Here is a 19,387-nt window from a genome sequence, read left to right as displayed (position 1 = left end):
GCGGTTGACGGGCCCCTGGGCCCGGCCCATCGGGAACGGACCGCGGGGGGCGGTAACGAGGTATCTGGAGTCCTGGCCTTTGCCCAGGCGACGCAGCAGAAGCGGGTCTCTTAAGACCGGCACGCGAGGAATACGGTGGCGCGTAGCGCGAACGTCAAGAAAGACAAGAACAAGGAACCCAGCGGCCTCAGCGAGGAGCTGAAGCGCCGCCTGCGCGAGGCCGGCGCATTGCTGCTGCTGCCGCTGGCGCTGTACCTGCTGGTCTGCCTGTTCAGCTACAACGACCAGGATCCCAGCTGGGGCCATGCCAGCACGGTGGAGCATGCGCGCAACTTCGGCGGCGCGGTCGGGGCCAATATCGCCAACCTGCTGCGCTACATCTTCGGGCTGGTCGCCTACTGCTTTCCGCTGCTGCTGCTCGGATTGGGCGTGCAGGTGCTGCGCCACCGCGGCGTGCGCACGGTGCATCCGTGGGAGCCGTCGCTGCGGCTGATCGGCTCGGTGTTCTTCTTCATCACCGCGCCGGCCCTGCTGTACCTGAAGTTCAGCGACGAGCCGGTGCTGCCCCAGGGCGTGGGCGGCATCATCGGCATGTGGGTGGGCCGCGGCCTGCTGCAGGCTTTCGGCGGCACCGGCGCGCCGCTGCTGCTGCTGGCGATCTTCCTGATCGCGGTGACCCTGGCCACCGGGCTGTCCTGGTTCAAGCTGATGGACCTGACCGGGCAGGGCATGCTGAAGATCGCCGGCTGGTTCGGCGGCAAGCTGAAGGAGGCCCCCGAAGTGCTGGCCGCGCGCCAGGCGCGCGCCGAGCGCGAGGTGGTCAAGAAAGTCGAGGCGGTCAAGCAGGCCAAGCGCGAGCCGGTGCGCATCGAAGCCCCGCCGCCGCCGCCGCCGAAGAGCGAGCGCGCCCGCGTCGAGACGCAGATCCCGCTGTTCACCGGCGCCTCTTCCGCCGGCGAGCTGCCGCCGCTGTCGCTGCTGGACGAGGCGCCGCCGCAGGGGCCGGGCTACTCCGAGGAAACCCTCGAGGTGCTGTCGCGCCAGGTCGAGCTGAAGCTCAAGGACTTCCGCATCGAGGCCAAGGTGGTCGGCGTGTATCCGGGCCCGGTGATCACCCGCTTCGAGCTGGAGCCCGCCGCCGGCGTGCGCGGCTCGCAGGTGTCGAGCCTGGACAAGGACATCGCGCGCGGCCTCTCGGTGGTGAGCGTGCGCGTGGTCGACGTGATCCCGGGCAAGAACGTGATCGGCCTGGAAATCCCCAACGCCAAGAAGCAGGTCGTGTACCTGTCGGAGATCCTGCGCTCCGAGAAGTACGACCTGACCAAGTCGCCGCTGGCGCTGGCCCTGGGCAAGGACATCGCCGGCCGCCCGGTGGTGGCCGACCTGGCCAAGATGCCGCACCTGCTGGTGGCCGGCACCACCGGCTCGGGCAAGTCGGTGGCGGTGAACGCCATGGTGCTGAGCCTCTTGTACAAGGCCAGCGCCAAGGACGTGCGCATGATCATGATCGACCCGAAGATGCTGGAGCTCTCGGTCTACGAGGGCATCCCGCACCTGCTGGCGCCGGTGGTCACCGACATGAAGGAAGCCGCCAACGCGCTGCGCTGGTGCGTGGCCGAGATGGAGCGCCGCTACAAGCTGATGGCCGCCGTGGGTGTGCGCAACCTGGCCGGCTTCAACAAGAAGGTGAAGGACGCCGAGAACGCCGGCCAGCCGCTGCTGGACCCGCTGTTCCGCCCCAATCCCGAGATGCCGAACCTGGCGGCCGAGCCGCTGGAGCCGCTGCCGTACATCGTGATCATCATCGACGAGTTCGCCGACATGATGATGATCGTCGGCAAGAAGGTCGAAGAGCTGATCGCCCGCCTGGCGCAGAAGGCGCGCGCCGCCGGCGTGCACCTGGTGCTGGCCACGCAGCGCCCGTCGGTGGACGTGATCACCGGCCTGATCAAGGCCAATATTCCCACCCGCATCGCCTTCCAGGTATCGAGCAAGATCGACTCGCGCACGATCCTCGACCAGTCCGGCGCCGAGGCGCTGCTGGGTCATGGCGACATGCTGCACCTGCCGCCCGGCACCGCCACGCCCGAGCGCGTGCACGGCGCCTTCGTCGACGATCACGAGGTGCACAACGTGGTGGCCTGGCTCAAGTCGCAGGGTTCGCCGCAGTACATCGAGGGCGTGCTGGAAGAAGTGCAGGCCACCTCCGACGGCAAGTTCATCAACGACTCCGGCCTGCCGCAGGAAGGCGAGGAGGGCGGCGACGCCGACGCGCAGCTGTACGACAAGGCGGTGCGCATCGTCACCGAGACGCGGCGCGCCTCCATCTCCGGCGTGCAGCGCCACCTGCGCATCGGCTACAACCGCGCCGCGCGATTGATCGAGCAGATGGAGCAGGACGGCGTGGTCAGCGCGCCCCAGCACAACGGCAACCGCGAAGTGCTGGCGCCGCCGCCGCCGAAGTAACCATTAAGCGATGACGGCGCAGACTCCGCCGCCATCCGCGACACGCAAAACAGGGAACCCCATGAACCGCTTGCTCACCTTCTGTGCCGCACTGGCCCTTACGGCCGCCGGCGCCGTCCATGCCGCCGCCGGCCCCGCGCGCGCGCGCCTGGACAGCTTCGCCACCGGCCTGCACGCGCTGACCGGCCAGTTCACCCAGACCCTCACCGACGCCAACGGCAGCAAGGGCAAGACCAGCGCCGGCACGCTGTCGCTGGAGGCGCCGCGCCAGTTCCGCTGGGAGACACTGACGCCGTACAAGCAGACCATCGTCGCCGACGGCAGCCGCGTGTGGCTGTACGACCCGGACCTGGAGCAGGTCACCGTGCGCGTGCAGAGCACCGAGGAAGCGCACAGTCCGCTGACCGTGCTCACCGATCTCAAACAGATGGACCGCGACTTCAAGGTGACCGAGCAGGGCGAGCACGACGGCCTGGCCTGGCTGCGCCTGACCTCCACCGCCAAGGATCCGCAGTTCGACTACGCCGATCTGGGCTTTGACGCCAACGGCCTGGCGCGCATGACCTTCCGCGACCAGCTCGGCGCGGTGACCGAGATCCGCTTTGCCAACTGGCAGCGCAATCCCACGATTGCGCCGGCGACGTTCAACTTCGTGCCACCGAAGGGCGCCGACGTGATCGGCGACGCGCCGGTGATCCAGACCCAGCCGCTGAAGGACTGATCCTTCCCCATGCTGCGCCAGCTGCCGCGCTGGGCCTGGATCGGCGGAGGCCTGCTGGCCTTCATTGCCGGGATGATCAATGCGGTGGGCTTCATGGGTTTCCGCCACCAGGCGATCACCCACCTCACCGGCACCGCCACGCTGATGGGCGTGGCGGCGGCGGAGGGCAACCGCGGCGAGCTGCTGCATTGGGCGCTGGCGATCCTGGCGTTTCTCGGCGGTGCGGTGCTCAGCGGTTTCATCGTGCAGCAGCACACCTTGAAGCTGGGGCGGCGCTACGGCGTGGCGCTGATGGTGGAATCGGCCTTGCTGTTCGCGGCGGTGCCGTTGATCCATGCGGGCAGCGACGCCGGCCTGTACCTGGCTTCGATCGCCTGCGGCCTGCAGAACGCCATGGCCAGCACGTACAGCGGCGCGACGTTCCGCACCACGCACCTGTCCGGCATCTTCACCGACCTCGGCATCTACCTCGGCCAGCGCCTGCGCGGATTGGAAGTGGATCATCTGCGCATCCAGGTGTGCGTGCTGGTGGCGGGGAGTTTCATCGCGGGCAGCGCGGTTGGCGCGTTGGCATTCGGTGTGATGGCGGAGCGCACCTTGCTGGTGCCGGCGGTGATGACGGGGGCGATCGGGTTGGTCTATGCGATCTACCGCCATCGCCACCTGGCCGATTAAGACGCGGCATCCCCCATTTGCCGTCATCCCGGCGCAGGCCGGGATCCAGTAGCGATAGTGGTGAGGCATGCGGTCACCATCAAAAGCTTGTCCATCCCCTCGCGACGATCGGGCTTATCGCCACTGGATCCCGGCCTGCGCCGGGATGACGATGTGGTGAAGTCGCCTGTCGGGCCCATGCTGCGTCCGTCCTGAGGCCATCCCCGCGCTATCATTCCCCACATGCCTTCCCGCGGTTCCTCCCCCGACCTCTTCCCCGAATCCGACGAGCTCAAGCCGCTGGCCGAGCGCATGCGGCCGCGCAGCCTGGACGAGATCGTCGGCCAGCAGCGCGTGCTCGCGCCCGGCAAGGCGCTGCGCCGCGCACTGGAAGCAGGCCGCGTGCACTCGATGGTGCTGTGGGGCCCGCCCGGTTGCGGCAAGACCACGCTGGCCTTGCTGGTGGCGCGCTATGCCGATGCGGATTTCCGCGCCATTTCCGCCGTGCTGTCGGGCCTGCCGGAAGTGCGCAAGGCCTTGGCGGAAGCGGAAGCCAACTTCGCGCAGGGCCGCCGCACCGTGCTGTTCGTCGACGAGGTGCACCGCTTCAACAAGGCGCAGCAGGATGCCTTCCTGCCGCATATCGAGCGCGGCGTGATCATCTTCGTCGGCGCCACTACCGAGAACCCATCGTTCGAACTCAACTCCGCCTTGCTGTCGCGCTGCCGCGTGCACGTGCTGGAAGCGGTGTCGGCGGACGACATCGTCGGCGCCTTGAAACGCGCGCTGGAAGACGCCGAGCGCGGACTGGGCGGGCAGGGGCTCACCGTCAGCGATGCCTCGCTGCAGCTGATCGCCCGCGCCGCCGACGGCGACGTGCGCCGTGCGCTCACGCTGCTGGAAATCGCCGCGGAGCTGGCCGAGGACGGCCGCATCGGCGAAGCCACGCTGGAGCAGGTGCTGGCCGACCGTACGCGCCGCTTCGACAAGGGCGGCGAGCAGTTCTACGACCAGATCTCGGCGCTGCACAAATCCGTGCGCTCCTCCGATCCGGACGCCGCGCTGTACTGGATGTGCCGCATGCTCGACGGCGGCGTGGACCCGCTCTACCTGGCCCGCCGCATGACCCGCATGGCAGTGGAAGACGTGGGCCTGGCCGAGCCGCGCGCCTGGCGCATGGCGCTGGATGCGTGGGATACCTATGAGCGCCTGGGCAGTCCCGAAGGCGAGCTGGGCCTGGCGCAGCTGGCGATCTGGCTGGCCATGGCGCCGAAGAGCAATGCCGCCTACACGGCCTACAACCAGGCCCGCGCGGTGATCCGCGAGACCGGCACGCTGGACGTGCCGATGCACCTGCGCAATGCGCCGACCAGGTTGCTCAAGGGCCTGGGCTACGGGCAGGGCTACCAGTACGACCACGACGCCGAGGGCGGCATCGCGCTGGACCAGCAATGCCTGCCGGACGCGCTCGACGGCACGGTGTTCTATGAGCCGGTCGAGCGCGGCCTGGAATTGAAGCTGCGCGAAAAACTGCTGAGCCTGCGCGAGGCGCGGCGGCAGGCGCGCGGCAAGTAGGCGGTTTTCCTTCGCGTCCTTGGTGGGACGCTCCATTTCGCCGTGTTCGAGGCCACCGCATGTCGATCGTCTGGTACTTCGATTTCGTCTCGCCGTTCGCCTGGTTGCAGTGGCCGCGCGTCAAGGAGCTGATGCGCACGCATGAGGTGATCTTGCGTCCGATCCTGTTTGCCGGCGTGCTCGATCGCGTCGGCCAGAAGGGGCCGGCGGAGATTCCGGCCAAGCGCGAGTTCATCTATCGCCACGTGCTGTGGCGGGCGCGCGAAACGGGACAGCCGCTGCGCTTTCCGCCGAAGCATCCGTTCAATCCGCTGGCTTCGCTGCGCCTGTGCATCGCCGCCGGCAGCGATGCGCGCGCGACCGAGGCGATCTTCGAGTGGATCTGGGGACAGGGGCAGGTGGCGGACAGCGCCGAGGCCCTGGCGCCGGTCGCCGCGCAACTTGGCATCGACGATGCGGCCGCGGCCATCGCCGATCCCGCGGTGAAGGCGCAGCTCAAGGCCAACTTCGAGGCGGCCATCGCCGACGCCATCTTCGGCGTGCCCACGTTGGCCATCGACGGCCGCCTGTTCTGGGGCAGCGACGCGCACGACTTCGCCCTGGCCTACCTGCGCGATCCGGCCATCTGGGACAAGGCGGAAATGCACCGCGTCGCCACCTTGCCGATCGGCGCCTCGCGCCTGTAGTTCTCCCTGCTGCGCGCGCCCTTGCAGGGCTTCGGCGCCCCGGCATAGATTCCGGCCACCGCAGCGTCTGCAACCGGGGGAGAACGGATATGCGCGTACTGATGGCTGCCTTGATCGGCGGCATCGTGATGTTCGTCTGGGGCGCCGTGGCACATATGGCGCTGGGGCTGGGCGAGACCGGCATACGGCAGCCGGTTGCCGAAGACGTGGTGCTGGGCAGCCTGCACCAGGGCCTGGGCCCGCAGGCCGGCGTCTACATCCTGCCTGCATTCGATCCCAAGAAGATGTCGGACCAGGCGGCGATCCACGCCTATTCCGACAAGGCCAAGTCCTCGCCGTATGCCTGGATCGTCTACATGCCGCAGGGCGACGACTTGATGCAGATGGGGCCGCAGCTGGGCCGGCAGTGGGCCTCGGACACCTTGTCCGCGCTGGCCCTGGCCTTCGTGATGGGCCTGGCCGCGTTCGGCTTCCGCAAGCGGCTCGGTATCGCAGTGGCGGCGGCGCTGTTCGCCTGGCTCAGCGCGATGGTGCCGTACTGGAACTGGTACCGCTTCCCGCTGGACTTCACCCTGGCCGCATTGGTCGAGCAACTGGTCGGCTGGCTGCTGGCCGGCGCCGCCATGGCCTGGTGGCTGGGACGCGCGGAGCGGCGCGGGGCCTGAGCGGGTCCGTATCGCAGGCGGCGGCGGGCGATGCGCCGCCGCCTGTCGCATTGCGGCCATCAGGGCCCGGCCGCCATAATCCGGTGTTCCCAAGCCATCATCCGGACCCATCATGCTGGACCCCGCCCTGTTGCGTTCGCGCCTGGCCGATACCGCCGCGCGCCTCAAGGAAACCCGCGGCTACGAACTCGACGTCGCCGCCGTGGAAGCGCTGGAGAGCGAACGCAAGCGGCTGTCCACCGAGACGCAGGAACTGCAGAACCTGCGCAACACCCGCTCCAAGGCGATCGGCCAGGCCAAGGCCAAGGGCGAGGATGTCGCCACGCTGATGGCCGAGGTGGCCGGCCTGGGCGACAAGCTCAAGGCCAACGAGCATGCGCTGGACGCGGTGCAAGCAAAGATCGCGCAGATCGCGCTGGGCATTCCCAATATTCCGCATGAATCCGTGCCGCACGGCAAGGACGAGGCCGACAACGCCGAGCAACTGCGCTGGGGCACGCCGCACGCTTTCGATTTCGCGGTGAAGGATCATGTCGACCTCGGCGCCCGCCATGGCTGGCTGGATGCCGATGCAGGCGCGAAGCTTTCCGGTGCGCGTTTCACCGTGCTGCGCGGTCAGCTGGCGCAGCTGCATCGCGCGCTGGCGCAGTACATGCTCAACCTGCATACCGCCGAGCACGGCTACCTGGAATGCAGCGTGCCGCTGATCGTCAACACCGAGACGATGCAGGGCACCGGCCAGTTGCCGAAGTTCGAGGAAGATCTGTTCTCGACCCAGGTGGGCGACAGCAAGCGTTACCTGATTCCGACCGCGGAAGTGGCGCTGACCAACCTCGTCGCCGACACCATCGTCGAAGCCGACGCGCTGCCACTGCGCCTCGCCGCGCATTCGATGTGCTTCCGCGCCGAGGCCGGCAGCTACGGCCGCGATACGCGCGGCATGATCCGCCAGCACCAGTTCGAGAAGGTGGAGATGGTGCAGATCGCCTCGCCCGAGCAGTCGCAGGCGCAGCTTGAGGAAATGGTCGGCCACGCGGAGAAGGTGCTGCAGCAGCTGGGCCTGCCGTATCGCAAGGTGCTGCTGTGCACCGGCGACATGGGGTTCGCGGCGCAGAAGACCTACGACCTGGAAGTGTGGCTGCCGAGCCAGAACACGTATCGCGAGATTTCCTCGTGTTCGAACTGCGGGGATTTCCAGGCGCGGCGGATGCAGGCGAGGTGGCGGAATCCCGCCACCGGCAAGCCGGAGTTGCTGCATACCTTGAATGGGTCCGGCCTGGCGGTGGGGCGCACCTTGGTGGCGGTGATGGAGAACTATCAGAACGCGGATGGTTCGATCACGGTGCCGGAGGTGTTGCGGTCCTATATGCACGGGTTGGAGAAAATCGCCTGAGCCTTTGATGAAAAAGCCCGGCCTTCGCCGGGCTTGTTCTTTTCGGGCCGGGGATGGGGTTGCCGGAATACAGACGGGTCGTCTGCTGCGGCGGATGACCGACCGGGCCGTCCGTTCGAGATGGCTCATGCATGGTCATTTGAACGGCGAAGACGACATGATCAAGACGTGGATGCGAATCGGTGGCCTGATTTTCCCTCTCCTGGCCTGCGGATCGGCGCTCGGCGCGGAAGCCCAGCCAGCGTCCATATCGGCAGCCAGCCTGCCCGGGCGCTACATCGAGTCGCTCAAACTGCATGAAGCGAAGCGATACGCCGACGCAGCGGCGATGCTTGAGCCGTTCTATGCGGCCGGCCCCGAGGGCATGGATTGGCACTGGAACGCCGCGATGTACCAGCTCGCCCGCGACGAAGCGCTCGCCGGCCGCAAGGAAAAAGCGATGGACGTACTCCTGGCCGCGCAAGCCAGGGGCGGCAGCGTGCCGGCGGAGCAGTTGGCGGCGGATGCCGATCTTGCCTCGCTTCATGGCGACCCGCGCTTCGCCCGACTCGTGGAAGCGACGCACAGCCAGGAACGCCTGTGGGCGCGCGAGCCCGGCCAGAACCTGCCTTTCGCGCCGAATCTGAGTGATGACGCCAAGATCGCAGGGCTGTCCGTGCTGTGGTCGGAGGCCCGCTTCAACTTTGCTTTCTTCGACCGGCAACCGGAGCTGGACTGGAACCAGGCCTATCTGGACTTCCTGCCCAAAGTGCGCGCAACCGCCTCGACCGAGGACTACTACCGCCTGCTGATGCGGTTCGCGGCACTGCTGAAGGACGGGCACACCAATGTCTATCCTCCCGAATCCATGCGCGACGCTTTTTATGGTCGCCCTGGGTTGCGCACGCAACTGGTGGAGCATGCCGTCGTGGTGACGCGGATCGACGATCCTGCGTTGCCCGGGCAGCGTTGGCGAGTGGGCGATGTGCTTCTGAAGATCGACGGGGAAGACATCGGCCGTTATGCAGAGCGCGAAATCGCGCCTTACCAGAGTGCTTCGACACCGCAGGATCTGCAGGTGCGCACCTACGACTATGCGCTGCTCAGCGGGCATGCCGGCAGCCGTTTGCGCGTCACCGTGAGGAATGCCGAAGGCAGGCAAGAAGAGCGCGAGCTGATGCGGCTGACCTTGGCGGAACGGTCGAAATTCAGAACCAACGGGGCTTCGTTCAAGCTGAGGCCGGATGGAGTTGCCGTCCTCACGATCGATGAGTTCGAGGACACGGAGGGCACCAAGGCGTTGCTTGCCAACTTACCGCTCGTCAATGCTTCCAAAGGGCTGGTCATCGATCTTCGCGACAACGGTGGCGGCAGCACGCCGGTGGATCTGCTGCAGGTGCTGACGCGGGATAGGATTCGCGGCGCCATGACCCGAACGAGAAGCTACGTCGCGGCAGATCGCGCGCGCGGTGTATTGCCAGGGTGGACTGACGTTCCGCCGTTCGAGGTTCCGGCCGATCCCGGGCATAAGGTCGATGTGCCGATCGCGGTCTTGACCAGTGCGCGGACTTTTTCGGCGGCGGAAGATTTCGTTGCGGCGTTCGATGCGATGCATCGTGGCATCACGGTGGGGGAGACGACGGCGGGGAGCACCGGGCAGCCGTTGTTCTTCCCGTTGCCTGGCGGTGGCAGTGGGCGTGTCTGCACCAGGAACGATCGTGGTCCGGATGGGATGGTTTTCGAGGGGGTCGGGCTTCATCCTGACATCGCTGTCTTGCCCACGGTTGAGGACATTCAGCGGGGTGTGGATGCTGCGGTGGAGCGGGCTGCGGGGGCGTTGTTGGTGAGGAGGTGAGGGGGCGCGCGGGGGCTCTGGTATGGAGCTTCGATGGAGGGTGCGCTTCGCCTTGAAGGGTGGGATTGTGAGGCCCATCCATGGGCCTCACCCCTCCGCGCTGCGCGCTGCGGGGCCAGCCTGCGGCTGTCCAAATTCGCTCCCGGCGAATTTGTCGAACCGGTGACTCGGCTGGCCGAGTCACCGGTTCTCTGCACCCACTCTCTCCGCCAGATACGCAAACGCCCCTTTCGGGGGCGTTTGTCATTGGTTTCGATGTGCGGTGCGCTTCGCCGTGACGCGTGGGATTGTGAGGCCCATCCATGGGCCTCACCCCTTCGCGCTTGCGCGCTGCGGGGCCAGCCTGCGGCTGTCCAAATTCGCTCCCGGCGAATTTGTCGAACCGGTGACTCGGCTGGCCGAGTCACCGGTTCTCTGCACCCACTCTCTCCGCCAGATACCAAAACGCCCCCGGTGGGGGCGTTTTGGTATCTGGCGGAGAGAGTGGGATTCGAACCCACGGAAGGTTTGACCCTTCGCCGGTTTTCAAGACCGGTGCCTTAAACCGCTCGGCCATCTCTCCGTAAGCGTGTTGGCTGTCCAGGACAGCGAAAGCCGCGTCATCCTAGCAGAATTGGCGCCGGCCCTCGCTTTGGGCGATAAGCGTCGTTCCTCCGCAGGCTTCCCGCCCCATGACCGCCATCGTCTGGTTCCGCCGCGACCTCCGCCTGGCCGACAACCCCGCTCTCGCCGCCGCCTGCGCGGAGCACGAGCGCATCCTGCCGGTCTACGTGCATGCGCCGGACGAGGAAGATGCGTGGGCACCGGGCGCGGCCAGTCGCTGGTGGCTGCATCATTCGCTCGCTGCGTTGTCCGCGGCATTGAGGCGCGAGGGTGGGCATCTGCATATTCGCGCCGGCGATACGCTGGCCAGCCTTGTCGCGATGTGCCGTGCCGCCGGTGCCACCGCCGTGTACTGGAACCGTCGCTACGAGCCTGCGGCCATCGAGCGCGACAAGCACATCAAGGCGGCGTTGCGCGAACAAGGTATCGAAGCGAAAAGCTTCAACGCGGCGTTGTGGGTGGAACCCTGGCAAGTTGCCACGCAGCAGGATGGCCCCTACCGCGTCTTCACTCCGTTCTGGCGTGCCATAAGGCCGCGACTGTCGCCGGAGGAACTGCTGCCGGTTCCCCCGTTGCGTTTCGCCACTGCCAAAGATGGCGAATCATCGGCATCCCTGGAACTGCTCCCGCGCATCCGCTGGGACCAGGGCATGCACGAGACCTGGACGCCGGGCGAGCAGGGCGCTCTCGAAGCTTTGGAAGTGTTCGCCGACGACGCACTCGGCGGCTACGCCCGCCTGCGCGACCTGCCGGCCCGCCACGGCACCTCGCGCCTGTCGCCGCACCTGCATTACGGCGAGATCTCGCCACGCCAGGTCCACCACATTCTCCATCGCGGCACGCAACGGCGCGCCGCGATGCATCGCCCGGACCTGGAGCCTTTCCTGCGCGAACTGGGCTGGCGCGAATTCGCCCACCACCTGTTGTTTCATTTCCCCGAAACGCCCACCGAGAATTTCAACCAGGGATTCGCCAGCTTCCGTTGGGCCGAACCCGACCAAGCACTGCTCGACCGTTGGCGCCACGGCCGTACCGGCATCCCGCTGGTCGACGCCGGCATGCGCGAGCTGTGGCACACCGGCTGGATGCACAACCGGGTGCGCATGGTGGTGGCGAGCTTTCTCACCAAGAACCTCCGCCAGCATTGGCGCGAGGGTGCGAAGTGGTTCTGGGACACGCTGGTGGATGCGGATCTGGCCAACAACACGCTGGGTTGGCAATGGGTGGCCGGGTGCGGTGCGGATGCGGCGCCGTATTTCCGGGTGTTCAATCCGGTGGCGCAGGCGCGAAAGTTCGATCCGGAGGGGGATTATCTGCGGCGATGGCTGCCGGAGCTGAAGGATGCGCCGGTGCCGTTGCTGCATGAGCCGTGGAAGGATGCTGCGCTGTTGTCGCGCAGTGGGTATCCGGCGCCGATGGTGGATCTGGCGGAGTCGCGGCGGGAGGCGTTGGGGGTGTATCAGGCGATGCGTGGCCGGGGTTAACAATAAGCAGGTTGCGGCTCGTTTTCCGTAGCGGCTTCCGCGCTTCGCCCGGCCCCTCACCCGGCCCTCTCACCGAGGGGAGAGGGGGAAGTACGGTCAGCCGCGCGTATCGGGTTCCGCCACGCCGCCGCCGTCGCGCTTGAGCATCACCGCCAACACCGGCGGCGTCACCATCGCCGTCAACAGCGACATCGCCACGATGATCGCGTAAGTACGATCGCTGAACACTCCGGCCGCCAACCCCAGGCTGGCGATCACCACACCCACCTCGCCGCGCGGCACCATGCCGAAACCGACGATGGTGGCCCCGCGCTTGCCCAGCGACAGAGCGCCGAGGAACCCGCCAGCCAGCTTGGAGATGATCGCGATGACGGTGACGACGGCGAGCGTGAGCAGCGCATCGCCGCTGGCCAGCTGCTGCAGGTCGATCTTGCTGCCGGTGATCACGAAGAAGAACGGTGTGAGCAAGGCCAGCAGCGGCTGTACCTGCTTTTCCAGTGTGTGCTGTTGGCGCGTTTCGGAGGCGATCATGCCGGCCAGGAAGGCGCCGATGATCGCCGCCAAGCCGAACAGCGTGGAGACATAGGCCAGGCCCAGGCACAGCGCCAGCACGATGCCCAGCGCGGAATGCTGGCTGTGCGGCTTGTCCAGCCAGCTGGAATTCCAGCGCATCGCGCGCGCGCCCCCTAGACCGATCACCGCGATGAAGCCGATCGCGCCGACCAAGGTGGTAACCAGGTGCATGGCGTTGAAGCCTTCGCCGCCCTGCAGCGACACCACCACGCCCAGCAGCAGCATGGCCAGGATGTCGTCGATCACGGCGGCGCCCAGGATCACCTTGCTCTCCGTGCGCTGCAGCGCATTGAGCTCCTGCAGTACGCGGGCGGTGATGCCGGCGGAGGTGGCGACGAAGGCCGCGGCGATGAACAGCGACTTGCCCCAGTCGTAGCCGCTGGCGTGCGCCCACACGCCGCCGAAGGCGAACGGCAGCAGCACGCCGAGCACGCCGACCAGGAAGGCGACCTTGCCGACTTTCTTGAGGTCTTCGAGCCGGGTCTCCAGGCCCACGGCGAACAACAATAGGACTACGCCTATTTCGGCGAGCACATCGAGCGGTGTGCCGGTGGCGATCTGCTCAGGCGTGATCCAGCCCAGCAGCGAGGGCCCGACCACGCAGCCGGCGGCGATCTCGCCTACCACGCCGGGCAGCTTCAGGCGTTGCGCGATCTCGCCGCCGATCTGCGCGGCGACGAAGACGATGAACAAGGTGAGCAGAATGTCGGCCGCGTGATGCATGCAGGATTCCTTCCGGTCGATCTGACCGGGGCATGCTACACGCTCGCGCCGCGTTTCGGCGCGTCGCGTCCGAGCCTGCTGAACACCCAGCTCGCCGTGGCGGTGACGATGCCCAGCAGCAGCACGGTCCAGCGGAACGACACCACGTAGTCGTCATGCGCATGGCCTTGCAGCAGCGCTTCCATCAGCAGCGAGGCAAGCGCGATGCCGAAGCTCATCGACAGGTATTGCGCGGTCGAGGCCATCGATGACGCCATCGAGGCGTACTTCACGTCCAGGTCGTTGTAGATCAGCGTGTTCATCGCGGTGTACTGCAGGCCCATGAAGCCACCGTAGACGAACACCATCGGCGCGATCACCCACATCGGCGAGTTCCTGCCCAGCAGGGCGAAGGAGGCCAGCAGCGCAGCGACCACCAGCGTGTTGGTGAGCAGGAAGCGGCGATAGCCCATGCCCTGCAGCAGCCGATTGATCACCCACTTGGCGCAGATCGAGCCCAGCGCCTGCGGCACCATCATCAGGCCCGCCATGGTGGGCGACCAGCCGCAGCCGACCTGCAGGAACAGCACCAGCAGCAGGAACATGCCGGACACGCCCAGGCGCGTGAACAGGTTGCCGGCGAGCGCCACCCACACGCTGCGCACGCGCAGCAGGTTGAGGTCGGCCACCGGGTATTCGGTGCGGCGGCTGTGCCACACATAGATGCCGCCGAAGATCAGCGCGAGCGTGCCGCTGACGGCGATCTGCGGCCACTGGCCGCCGCCGCCGCTGGCCACTTCCGACGCCGTCAGCAGCATGGCGGAAGCCAGCGCGAACAGCAGGAAGCCGGAGAGATCGAAGCGGTGCGGGTCGGCCAGGCGGTAGTCCGGCATCTCGCGGCGGTTCATCCAGTAGCCGACCACGCCCACCGGCACATTGATCAGGAAGATCAGGCGCCACGAGGTGTATTCGGCCAGCACGCCGCCGAGCAGCGGGCCGATCACCGAGCCGAGCAGGCCGACGGTGGCGACCGTGCTCATGGCGCGTACGAAGTCGCGCTTGTCGATGCTGCGCACCAGCACATAGCGGCCCACCGGCATCAGCGCCGCGCCGCCCAGGCCCTGCAGCACGCGCGCGGCCACCAGCTGGGGCAGGGTCTGCGAGATGCCGCACAACAGCGAGCCCACGGTGAAGATGGCGATCGCCGCGGCGAAGATGCGCCGCGTGCCGAAGCGATCGCACAGCCACGGGCTGGCGGGAATGAAGATCGCCAGGGTCAGCACGTAGCTGGTCAGCGCGATGCGCATGCCCAGCGGCGTGACCCCGAGCGCCTCGCCCATCGCCGGCACCGCGGTGTTGACGATGGTGGAGTCGAGCGCCTGCATGAAGAACGAGGCGGCGACCAGCCAGATCAACCCGCGATAGCGCTCGCGCGAGGAGACGGGAGGCGGCGCGGGCGGCACGCCGGGGTTGGGCTTGCCCAGTTCGGGCGGCACTTCCATGGCTGCGGAGGTATCGGACATGACCTGCGCATGATAGCTGCTATGGCAACTTGCTTTTCATGGCTCGCGCCGGTGGGCAGTGCCTTGCTCGGTTGGCGAAGGAGCAGCACATCGACTGGTCGATGCCGGATGGCAGGGGGCGGCGATTGCATGTAGTCGATATCGCGCATCCGCCGGAAGCGGCGGAGCACGACCGCCGCTGACGTAGGTTGGGGTGAGCCAAAGGCGAACCCCAACGGACTCCTACGTGGTCGCGGCGTTGGGGTTCGCTGCGCTCACCCCAACCTACGCCGGTGCCGTGTCCGTGCAGATGGCGTGAAAGCATTCAATCCCAATGCTTGGCAAAGCCCACCTGAAAGCCGCCCGGCAGGAAGCCCACGATCCACGGCGACTTGCGGTGCTCCGCCCACAAACCCACTCCCACGCCGATCGCCGCACCGACCAGCACGTCGCTCTGCCAATGCTCGTGCACCTTCATGCGTGCCACCGCGTCATAGGCGGGCAAGAGGGCGAGTGCGTAGACGGCAGGGTGTTCCTCGCCGTAGTGGGCCATGATCGGCGTGACTGCCGCACTGATCGCCGCCACTTCGCCGCTGGGGAAGCTCTGCGCATGGAAGCCCTTGAACCACTGATTGGGGCTGTTGCTCTGGGTCGGCCGCTCGCGCTGGAAGGTCCATTTCAGGGCCTGGGTGCCGGCGCCGGCGATCACGATGGCATCGACCGAGCGCCACAGGGTATCGCCCATCTCGTCCTGGTCGCCCAGCCACAGAGCCCCGGCGGCGACCGAGGCCAGGGAGCCGTAGTAGACGATCCGTTGATTGCCGCGTTTCCACACTCCGCTGTTGTCGTAATGCAGGGTGTGGTCGATCCCGAAGGGGCCGCCGGCGGCATGGGCGGCGGCAGGCAAGGCCAGGGCGGCCACGAGCAGGGCGACGACTGATCTGGGCACGAACACGTCCGGACCTCCTTGAGGGTGGTCTTGGTTGCCCCTGATGGATGTAAAACCAAAAGGAGGCTAGGGCGTGTGGCTTTCGGTTGTCTTAGTAAACTGCGCGGCATGAGGAGCCCCGCATGAGCCATTCATCTGACCCTAAGGTCCACGCCGCCGAGCTGCGCGAGCAGATCGAGCGCGCCAACTACCAGTACCACGTGCTCGACGATCCCCGGATCACCGACATCGAGTTCGACCGCCTGCTGCGCGAGCTGGAAGCGCTGGAAACCGCGCACCCGGAACTGGCCACGCCCGATTCGCCCACGCGCCGCGTCGGCGCGCGCGCGGTCGGCGGCTTCGCCGAGGTGCAGCACGCCATCCCGATGCTGTCGTTGAGCAATGCCTTCGAGCAGGAGGGCGACACCGAGCTGGAGCGCTTCCGCGAAGTGGCCGAGTTCGAGCGGCGCATCGAGCAGACCCTGCAGCGGCGCGAGCCGGTGTTCTCGGTCGAGCCCAAGCTGGACGGCCTGGCCATCAGCCTGCGCTATGAGGATGGCGTGTTCGTGCAGGGCGCGACCCGCGGCGACGGCGCCACCGGCGAGGACGTCACCGCCAACCTGCGCACGGTGGATGCGATCCCGCTGCGCCTGCGCGGCAAGGACTGGCCGCGCGTGCTGGAAGTGCGCGGCGAAGTGATCATGCTGCGCAAGGATTTCGAGGCCTTCAACGCGCATGCGCGCGAACACGGCGAGAAGGTGCTGGCCAATCCGCGCAACGGCGCGGCCGGCTCACTGCGCCAGCTGGATCCGGCGATCACCAAGAGGCGCAAGCTCAGCTTCTTCGCCTACGCCATCGGCGTGGTGGAAGGCGGCACGATCCCGGACACCCACTCGGCCACGCTGCAGAAGCTGCGCGACTGGGGCTTCCCTGTCTCGCACGAGGTGGGCACGGCCAAGGGCTTCAAGGGTCTGCTCGCCTATTACCGGCGCATCGGCGAGAAGCGCGACAGCCTGCCGTTCGATATCGACGGCGTGGTCTACAAGCTGGACGACTACGAAGGCCAGCGCGAGATGGGCTTCGTCTCGCGCGCGCCGCGCTGGGCCATCGCGCATAAATTCCCGGCGCAGGAACAGACCACTACGGTCGAGGCGATCGAGATCAATATCGGCCGCACCGGCGCCGCCACGCCGCTGGCGCGGCTGAAGCCGGTGCAGGTGGCCGGCGTCACCGTCAGCAACGCCACCCTGCACAACGCCGACCAGGTGGCGCGGCTGGACGTGCGCGTGGGCGACACGGTGATCGTGCGCCGCGCCGGCGACGTGATCCCGGAAGTGGTGCGGGTGATGTCCGAACTGCGCCCGCCGCATACCAAGGCCTGGCACATGCCGTCGCACTGCCCGGTGTGCAACTCCGAGTTGCTGCGCGAGGAAGGCGAGGCAGTGTGGCGCTGCTCCGGCGGCCTGATCTGCCCGGCGCAGCGCAAGGAGGCGCTGATCCATTTCGCCGCGCGCCGCGCCATGGATATCGAAGGCATCGGCGAGCGCTTCGTCGATGCGCTGGTGGACTTCGGCTACGTACACACGCCGGCCGACCTGTACCAGCTGACCCTGGACGACTTCCTCGAGATGAAGCGCCGCGCCGACGAGCGCGACGGCACCACGCCGGAGACGGTCAAGCAGGGCAAGGTCGCCACCAAGTGGGCGGAAAACCTGCTGGAGGCGATCGAGGCGAGCAAGCGCAGCACGCTGCCGCGCTTCCTCTACGCGCTGGGCATCATGCATATCGGCGAGAGCACGGCCAAGACGCTGGCGAGCTGGCTGGGCCGGCTGGAGCTGGTGCGTTCGACGCCGGCGCCGGTGCTGCGCGTGTTGCCGGATATCGGCGACGAAGTGGCCAACTCCATCGATGGCTTTTTCGCACAGGAAGGCAACCAGCGGGTGGTCGATGCGCTGCTCGCCGCCGGCATCGAGCTCGGCGACGAGAGCGCGCCGTCGCCCAAGCTGCGCGGCAAGCTGGGGCTGGGGGTGCTGCTGGATACGGCGAAGGTGTCCAAGCTCGGGCCCAAGAGCACGCAGCAGTTGGCGCAGCATTACCGCAGCTTGAAGCAGTTGGCGGATGCGGGCGCGTCGCACTGGGTGGTGGCCGGCGTGCCGTCGGCCGCCGCGACCAACCTGGAGCTGTTCCTCGCCGACCAGGAGAACCGCAAGGCGCTGGAAGAAGCAGAGGCGGCGATGCAGCGGCTGCTCGATGCGATTCCGAAGTCGGCCAAGGCGGAAGCCGCGCCACTGGAAGGCCAGACGGTGGTGCTCACCGGCACCCTGGCCGGGCTGACCCGCGACGAAGCGAAGGAGCGGCTGGAAGCGCTCGGTGCGAAGGTGTCCGGTTCGGTCTCGAAGAAGACCAGCTTCGTGGTCGCCGGCACCGAGGCCGGCTCCAAGCTGGACAAGGCGCAGGAATTGGGCGTCGAGGTGTGGGATGAAGCCCGTTTGCTTGCGTTGCTGGCAGAGCACGAGAGCGAGGGCGATTTATGGATTTGAGGAAATCCGCGCGCATCGTGCAGCTCCCCAGCGACCGCGGCTCGCTGCGCCTGCGCGCGCAGCTCAATGCGCTGGTGCGGCAGTTCTTCGCCGAGCGCGGCGTGCTGGAAGTGGAGACGCCGATCCTGTCGGCGGCCGGCAATACCGATCCGAACATCGAAAGCTTCAGCGCCAGCTTCAGCGGGCATGTCGATGCCGGTCCGCGCGAGCGCTGGCTGCGCACCTCGCCGGAATATCCGCTCAAGCGCCTGCTCGCCGCCGGCGTGGGCGACTGCTACGAGCTGGGGCGCGTGTTCCGCAACGGCGAGGCGGGCGGGCGGCACAATCCCGAGTTCACCATGCTGGAGTGGTACCGCGTCGGCTGGGACCATCGCCAGCTGATGGAAGAGAGCATCGCGCTGGTGGAAGCCGCGCTGGCCATGGCCGGTCGGCGCGCCGAGGTGGTGGTGGAGAGCTATCGCCAGCTGTTCCTCGACGAGCTGGGGCTGGATCCGCTGCATGCGCCGGTTGACGAACTGCGCGCGCCGCTGGCCGAGTACGGCATCGGTCCGGAAGGGCTGGGCCGCGACGATTGGCTGGACCTGCTGATCACGCACAAGCTGCAGCCGGCGTTTCCGCGCGACCGCATCACGGTGATCCACGATTACCCGGCAAGCCAGTGTGCATTGGCGCGTATCCGGCCCGGGGATCCGCCGATGGCGGAGCGCTTCGAGCTGTTCCTGGGGCGCTATGAACTGGCCAATGGCTATCACGAGTTGAACGACGGCGCGGAACAGCGGCAACGTTTCGAGCGCGATAACGCGGTGCGGCGCGAGCGCGGGTTGCGCGAGGTTCCGCTGGACGAGTCTTTGCTGGCGGTGCTCGATGCGATGCCCGATTGCGCCGGCGTGGCGATGGGCATGGAGCGCCTGCTGATGTGCCTGGCGGGGACGGATGCGATTGCGGACGTGCTGGCGTTTCCGTTCGCGGAGGCCTGATCGCAGGTTGGGGCGAGCGCAGCGAACCCCGACATGCCGCGACGCTGGGGTTCGCTGCGCTCACCCCAACCTACGGTCTTGTGG

At 67.3% G+C, this 19,387-nt stretch carries 14 protein-coding genes and 1 tRNA gene; 11 read left to right on the top strand and 4 right to left on the bottom strand.

Features of this window, described 5'->3' with window-relative positions; translation table 11 throughout:
* The first annotated feature begins 135 nt into the window (after window positions 1-135).
* The 8 genes from BM172_RS04990 (at window position 136) to BM172_RS04955 (ending at window position 9,994) form a co-directional block, all read left to right on the top strand.
* Window positions 136-2,466 carry a DNA translocase FtsK gene (locus BM172_RS04990; protein ID WP_026636433.1) on the top strand — a complete coding sequence of 777 codons (2,331 nt, stop codon included), beginning with the start codon at window positions 136-138 and terminating at the stop codon, window positions 2,464-2,466.
* A 61-nt stretch (window positions 2,467-2,527) separates the two neighbouring features.
* Entirely contained in the window at window positions 2,528-3,187 is a 660-nt protein-coding gene (lolA, locus tag BM172_RS04985) for an outer membrane lipoprotein periplasmic chaperone LolA (RefSeq protein ID WP_026636434.1), read from the top strand.
* Between the two features lie 9 nt (window positions 3,188-3,196).
* A complete protein-coding gene (locus tag BM172_RS04980) occupies window positions 3,197-3,862 on the top strand; it encodes a YoaK family protein (RefSeq protein ID WP_026636435.1) in 666 nt (221 codons plus the stop codon).
* Window positions 3,863-4,084: 222 nt separating this feature from the next.
* On the top strand, window positions 4,085-5,416 hold the full coding sequence (locus BM172_RS04975) for a replication-associated recombination protein A (protein ID WP_035323813.1): 1,332 nt from the start codon (window positions 4,085-4,087) through the stop codon (window positions 5,414-5,416).
* Between the two features lie 59 nt (window positions 5,417-5,475).
* Complete coding sequence (locus BM172_RS04970; protein WP_026636437.1) at window positions 5,476-6,102, top strand: 2-hydroxychromene-2-carboxylate isomerase; 627 nt, start codon at window positions 5,476-5,478, stop codon at window positions 6,100-6,102.
* A gap of 89 nt (window positions 6,103-6,191) precedes the next feature.
* Window positions 6,192-6,767 (top strand): hypothetical protein, encoded by a 576-nt coding sequence (locus BM172_RS04965; RefSeq protein ID WP_026636438.1) that lies wholly within the window; start codon window positions 6,192-6,194, stop codon window positions 6,765-6,767.
* 112 nt (window positions 6,768-6,879) lie between these two features.
* Window positions 6,880-8,160 (top strand): serine--tRNA ligase, encoded by a 1,281-nt coding sequence (gene serS, locus BM172_RS04960; protein WP_026636439.1) that lies wholly within the window; start codon window positions 6,880-6,882, stop codon window positions 8,158-8,160.
* 157 nt (window positions 8,161-8,317) lie between these two features.
* Complete coding sequence (locus BM172_RS04955) at window positions 8,318-9,994, top strand: S41 family peptidase (protein ID WP_177218784.1); 1,677 nt, start codon at window positions 8,318-8,320, stop codon at window positions 9,992-9,994.
* Between the two features lie 472 nt (window positions 9,995-10,466).
* Here BM172_RS04955 and BM172_RS04950 read toward each other — a convergent pair.
* A tRNA-Ser gene (locus BM172_RS04950) sits at window positions 10,467-10,556 on the bottom strand.
* Between the two features lie 109 nt (window positions 10,557-10,665).
* Here BM172_RS04950 and BM172_RS04945 point away from each other — a divergent pair.
* Complete coding sequence (locus BM172_RS04945; protein WP_026636440.1) at window positions 10,666-12,081, top strand: cryptochrome/photolyase family protein; 1,416 nt, start codon at window positions 10,666-10,668, stop codon at window positions 12,079-12,081.
* A gap of 96 nt (window positions 12,082-12,177) precedes the next feature.
* Here BM172_RS04945 and BM172_RS04940 read toward each other — a convergent pair whose 3' ends face one another.
* The 3 genes from BM172_RS04940 to BM172_RS04930 form a co-directional block, all read right to left on the bottom strand.
* Window positions 12,178-13,377 carry a cation:proton antiporter gene (locus BM172_RS04940; protein ID WP_026636441.1) on the bottom strand — a complete coding sequence of 400 codons (1,200 nt, stop codon included), beginning with the start codon at window positions 13,375-13,377 and terminating at the stop codon, window positions 12,178-12,180.
* Between the two features lie 35 nt (window positions 13,378-13,412).
* Entirely contained in the window at window positions 13,413-14,858 is a 1,446-nt protein-coding gene (locus BM172_RS04935) for an MFS transporter (protein ID WP_051549108.1), read from the bottom strand.
* A gap of 325 nt (window positions 14,859-15,183) precedes the next feature.
* Window positions 15,184-15,807 (bottom strand): phosphatase PAP2 family protein, encoded by a 624-nt coding sequence (locus BM172_RS04930; RefSeq protein ID WP_245778721.1) that lies wholly within the window; start codon window positions 15,805-15,807, stop codon window positions 15,184-15,186.
* Between the two features lie 122 nt (window positions 15,808-15,929).
* Here BM172_RS04930 and ligA point away from each other — a divergent pair, with 122 nt between their 5' ends.
* Together ligA and epmA are read left to right on the top strand one after the other, a co-directional pair.
* Window positions 15,930-18,326 carry an NAD-dependent DNA ligase LigA gene (ligA, locus tag BM172_RS04925; RefSeq protein ID WP_026636444.1) on the top strand — a complete coding sequence of 799 codons (2,397 nt, stop codon included), beginning with the start codon at window positions 15,930-15,932 and terminating at the stop codon, window positions 18,324-18,326.
* Window positions 18,317-19,303 (top strand): EF-P lysine aminoacylase EpmA, encoded by a 987-nt coding sequence (gene epmA, locus BM172_RS04920; RefSeq protein ID WP_051548992.1) that lies wholly within the window; start codon window positions 18,317-18,319, stop codon window positions 19,301-19,303. Before ligA ends, epmA begins: the two co-directional genes overlap by 10 nt.
* The last annotated feature ends 84 nt before the right edge of the window (window positions 19,304-19,387 follow it).

Source organism: Dyella marensis (genome assembly GCF_900112865.1).
GTDB lineage: Bacteria > Pseudomonadota > Gammaproteobacteria > Xanthomonadales > Rhodanobacteraceae > Dyella_D > Dyella_D marensis_A.
Note: the sequence above shows the minus strand (reverse complement) of the source record. Positions and strands in the feature narration are given on the sequence as shown.

Excerpts from the sequence above, each read along its gene's own strand:
- BM172_RS04980 (WP_026636435.1), top strand. The coding sequence starts at position 3,197 with ATGCTGCGCCAGCTGCCGCGCTGGGCCTGGATCGGCGGAGGCCTGCTG.
- ligA (WP_026636444.1), top strand. The coding sequence starts at position 15,930 with ATGAGCCATTCATCTGACCCTAAGGTCCACGCCGCCGAGCTGCGCGAG.
- BM172_RS04965 (WP_026636438.1), top strand. The coding sequence starts at position 6,192 with ATGCGCGTACTGATGGCTGCCTTGATCGGCGGCATCGTGATGTTCGTC.
- BM172_RS04940 (WP_026636441.1), bottom strand. The coding sequence starts at position 13,377 with ATGCATCACGCGGCCGACATTCTGCTCACCTTGTTCATCGTCTTCGTC.
- lolA (WP_026636434.1), top strand. The coding sequence starts at position 2,528 with ATGAACCGCTTGCTCACCTTCTGTGCCGCACTGGCCCTTACGGCCGCC.
- epmA (WP_051548992.1), top strand. The coding sequence starts at position 18,317 with ATGGATTTGAGGAAATCCGCGCGCATCGTGCAGCTCCCCAGCGACCGC.
- serS (WP_026636439.1), top strand. The coding sequence starts at position 6,880 with ATGCTGGACCCCGCCCTGTTGCGTTCGCGCCTGGCCGATACCGCCGCG.
- BM172_RS04935 (WP_051549108.1), bottom strand. The coding sequence starts at position 14,858 with ATGGAAGTGCCGCCCGAACTGGGCAAGCCCAACCCCGGCGTGCCGCCC.
- BM172_RS04955 (WP_177218784.1), top strand. The coding sequence starts at position 8,318 with ATGATCAAGACGTGGATGCGAATCGGTGGCCTGATTTTCCCTCTCCTG.
- BM172_RS04970 (WP_026636437.1), top strand. The coding sequence starts at position 5,476 with ATGTCGATCGTCTGGTACTTCGATTTCGTCTCGCCGTTCGCCTGGTTG.
- BM172_RS04945 (WP_026636440.1), top strand. The coding sequence starts at position 10,666 with ATGACCGCCATCGTCTGGTTCCGCCGCGACCTCCGCCTGGCCGACAAC.
- BM172_RS04975 (WP_035323813.1), top strand. The coding sequence starts at position 4,085 with ATGCCTTCCCGCGGTTCCTCCCCCGACCTCTTCCCCGAATCCGACGAG.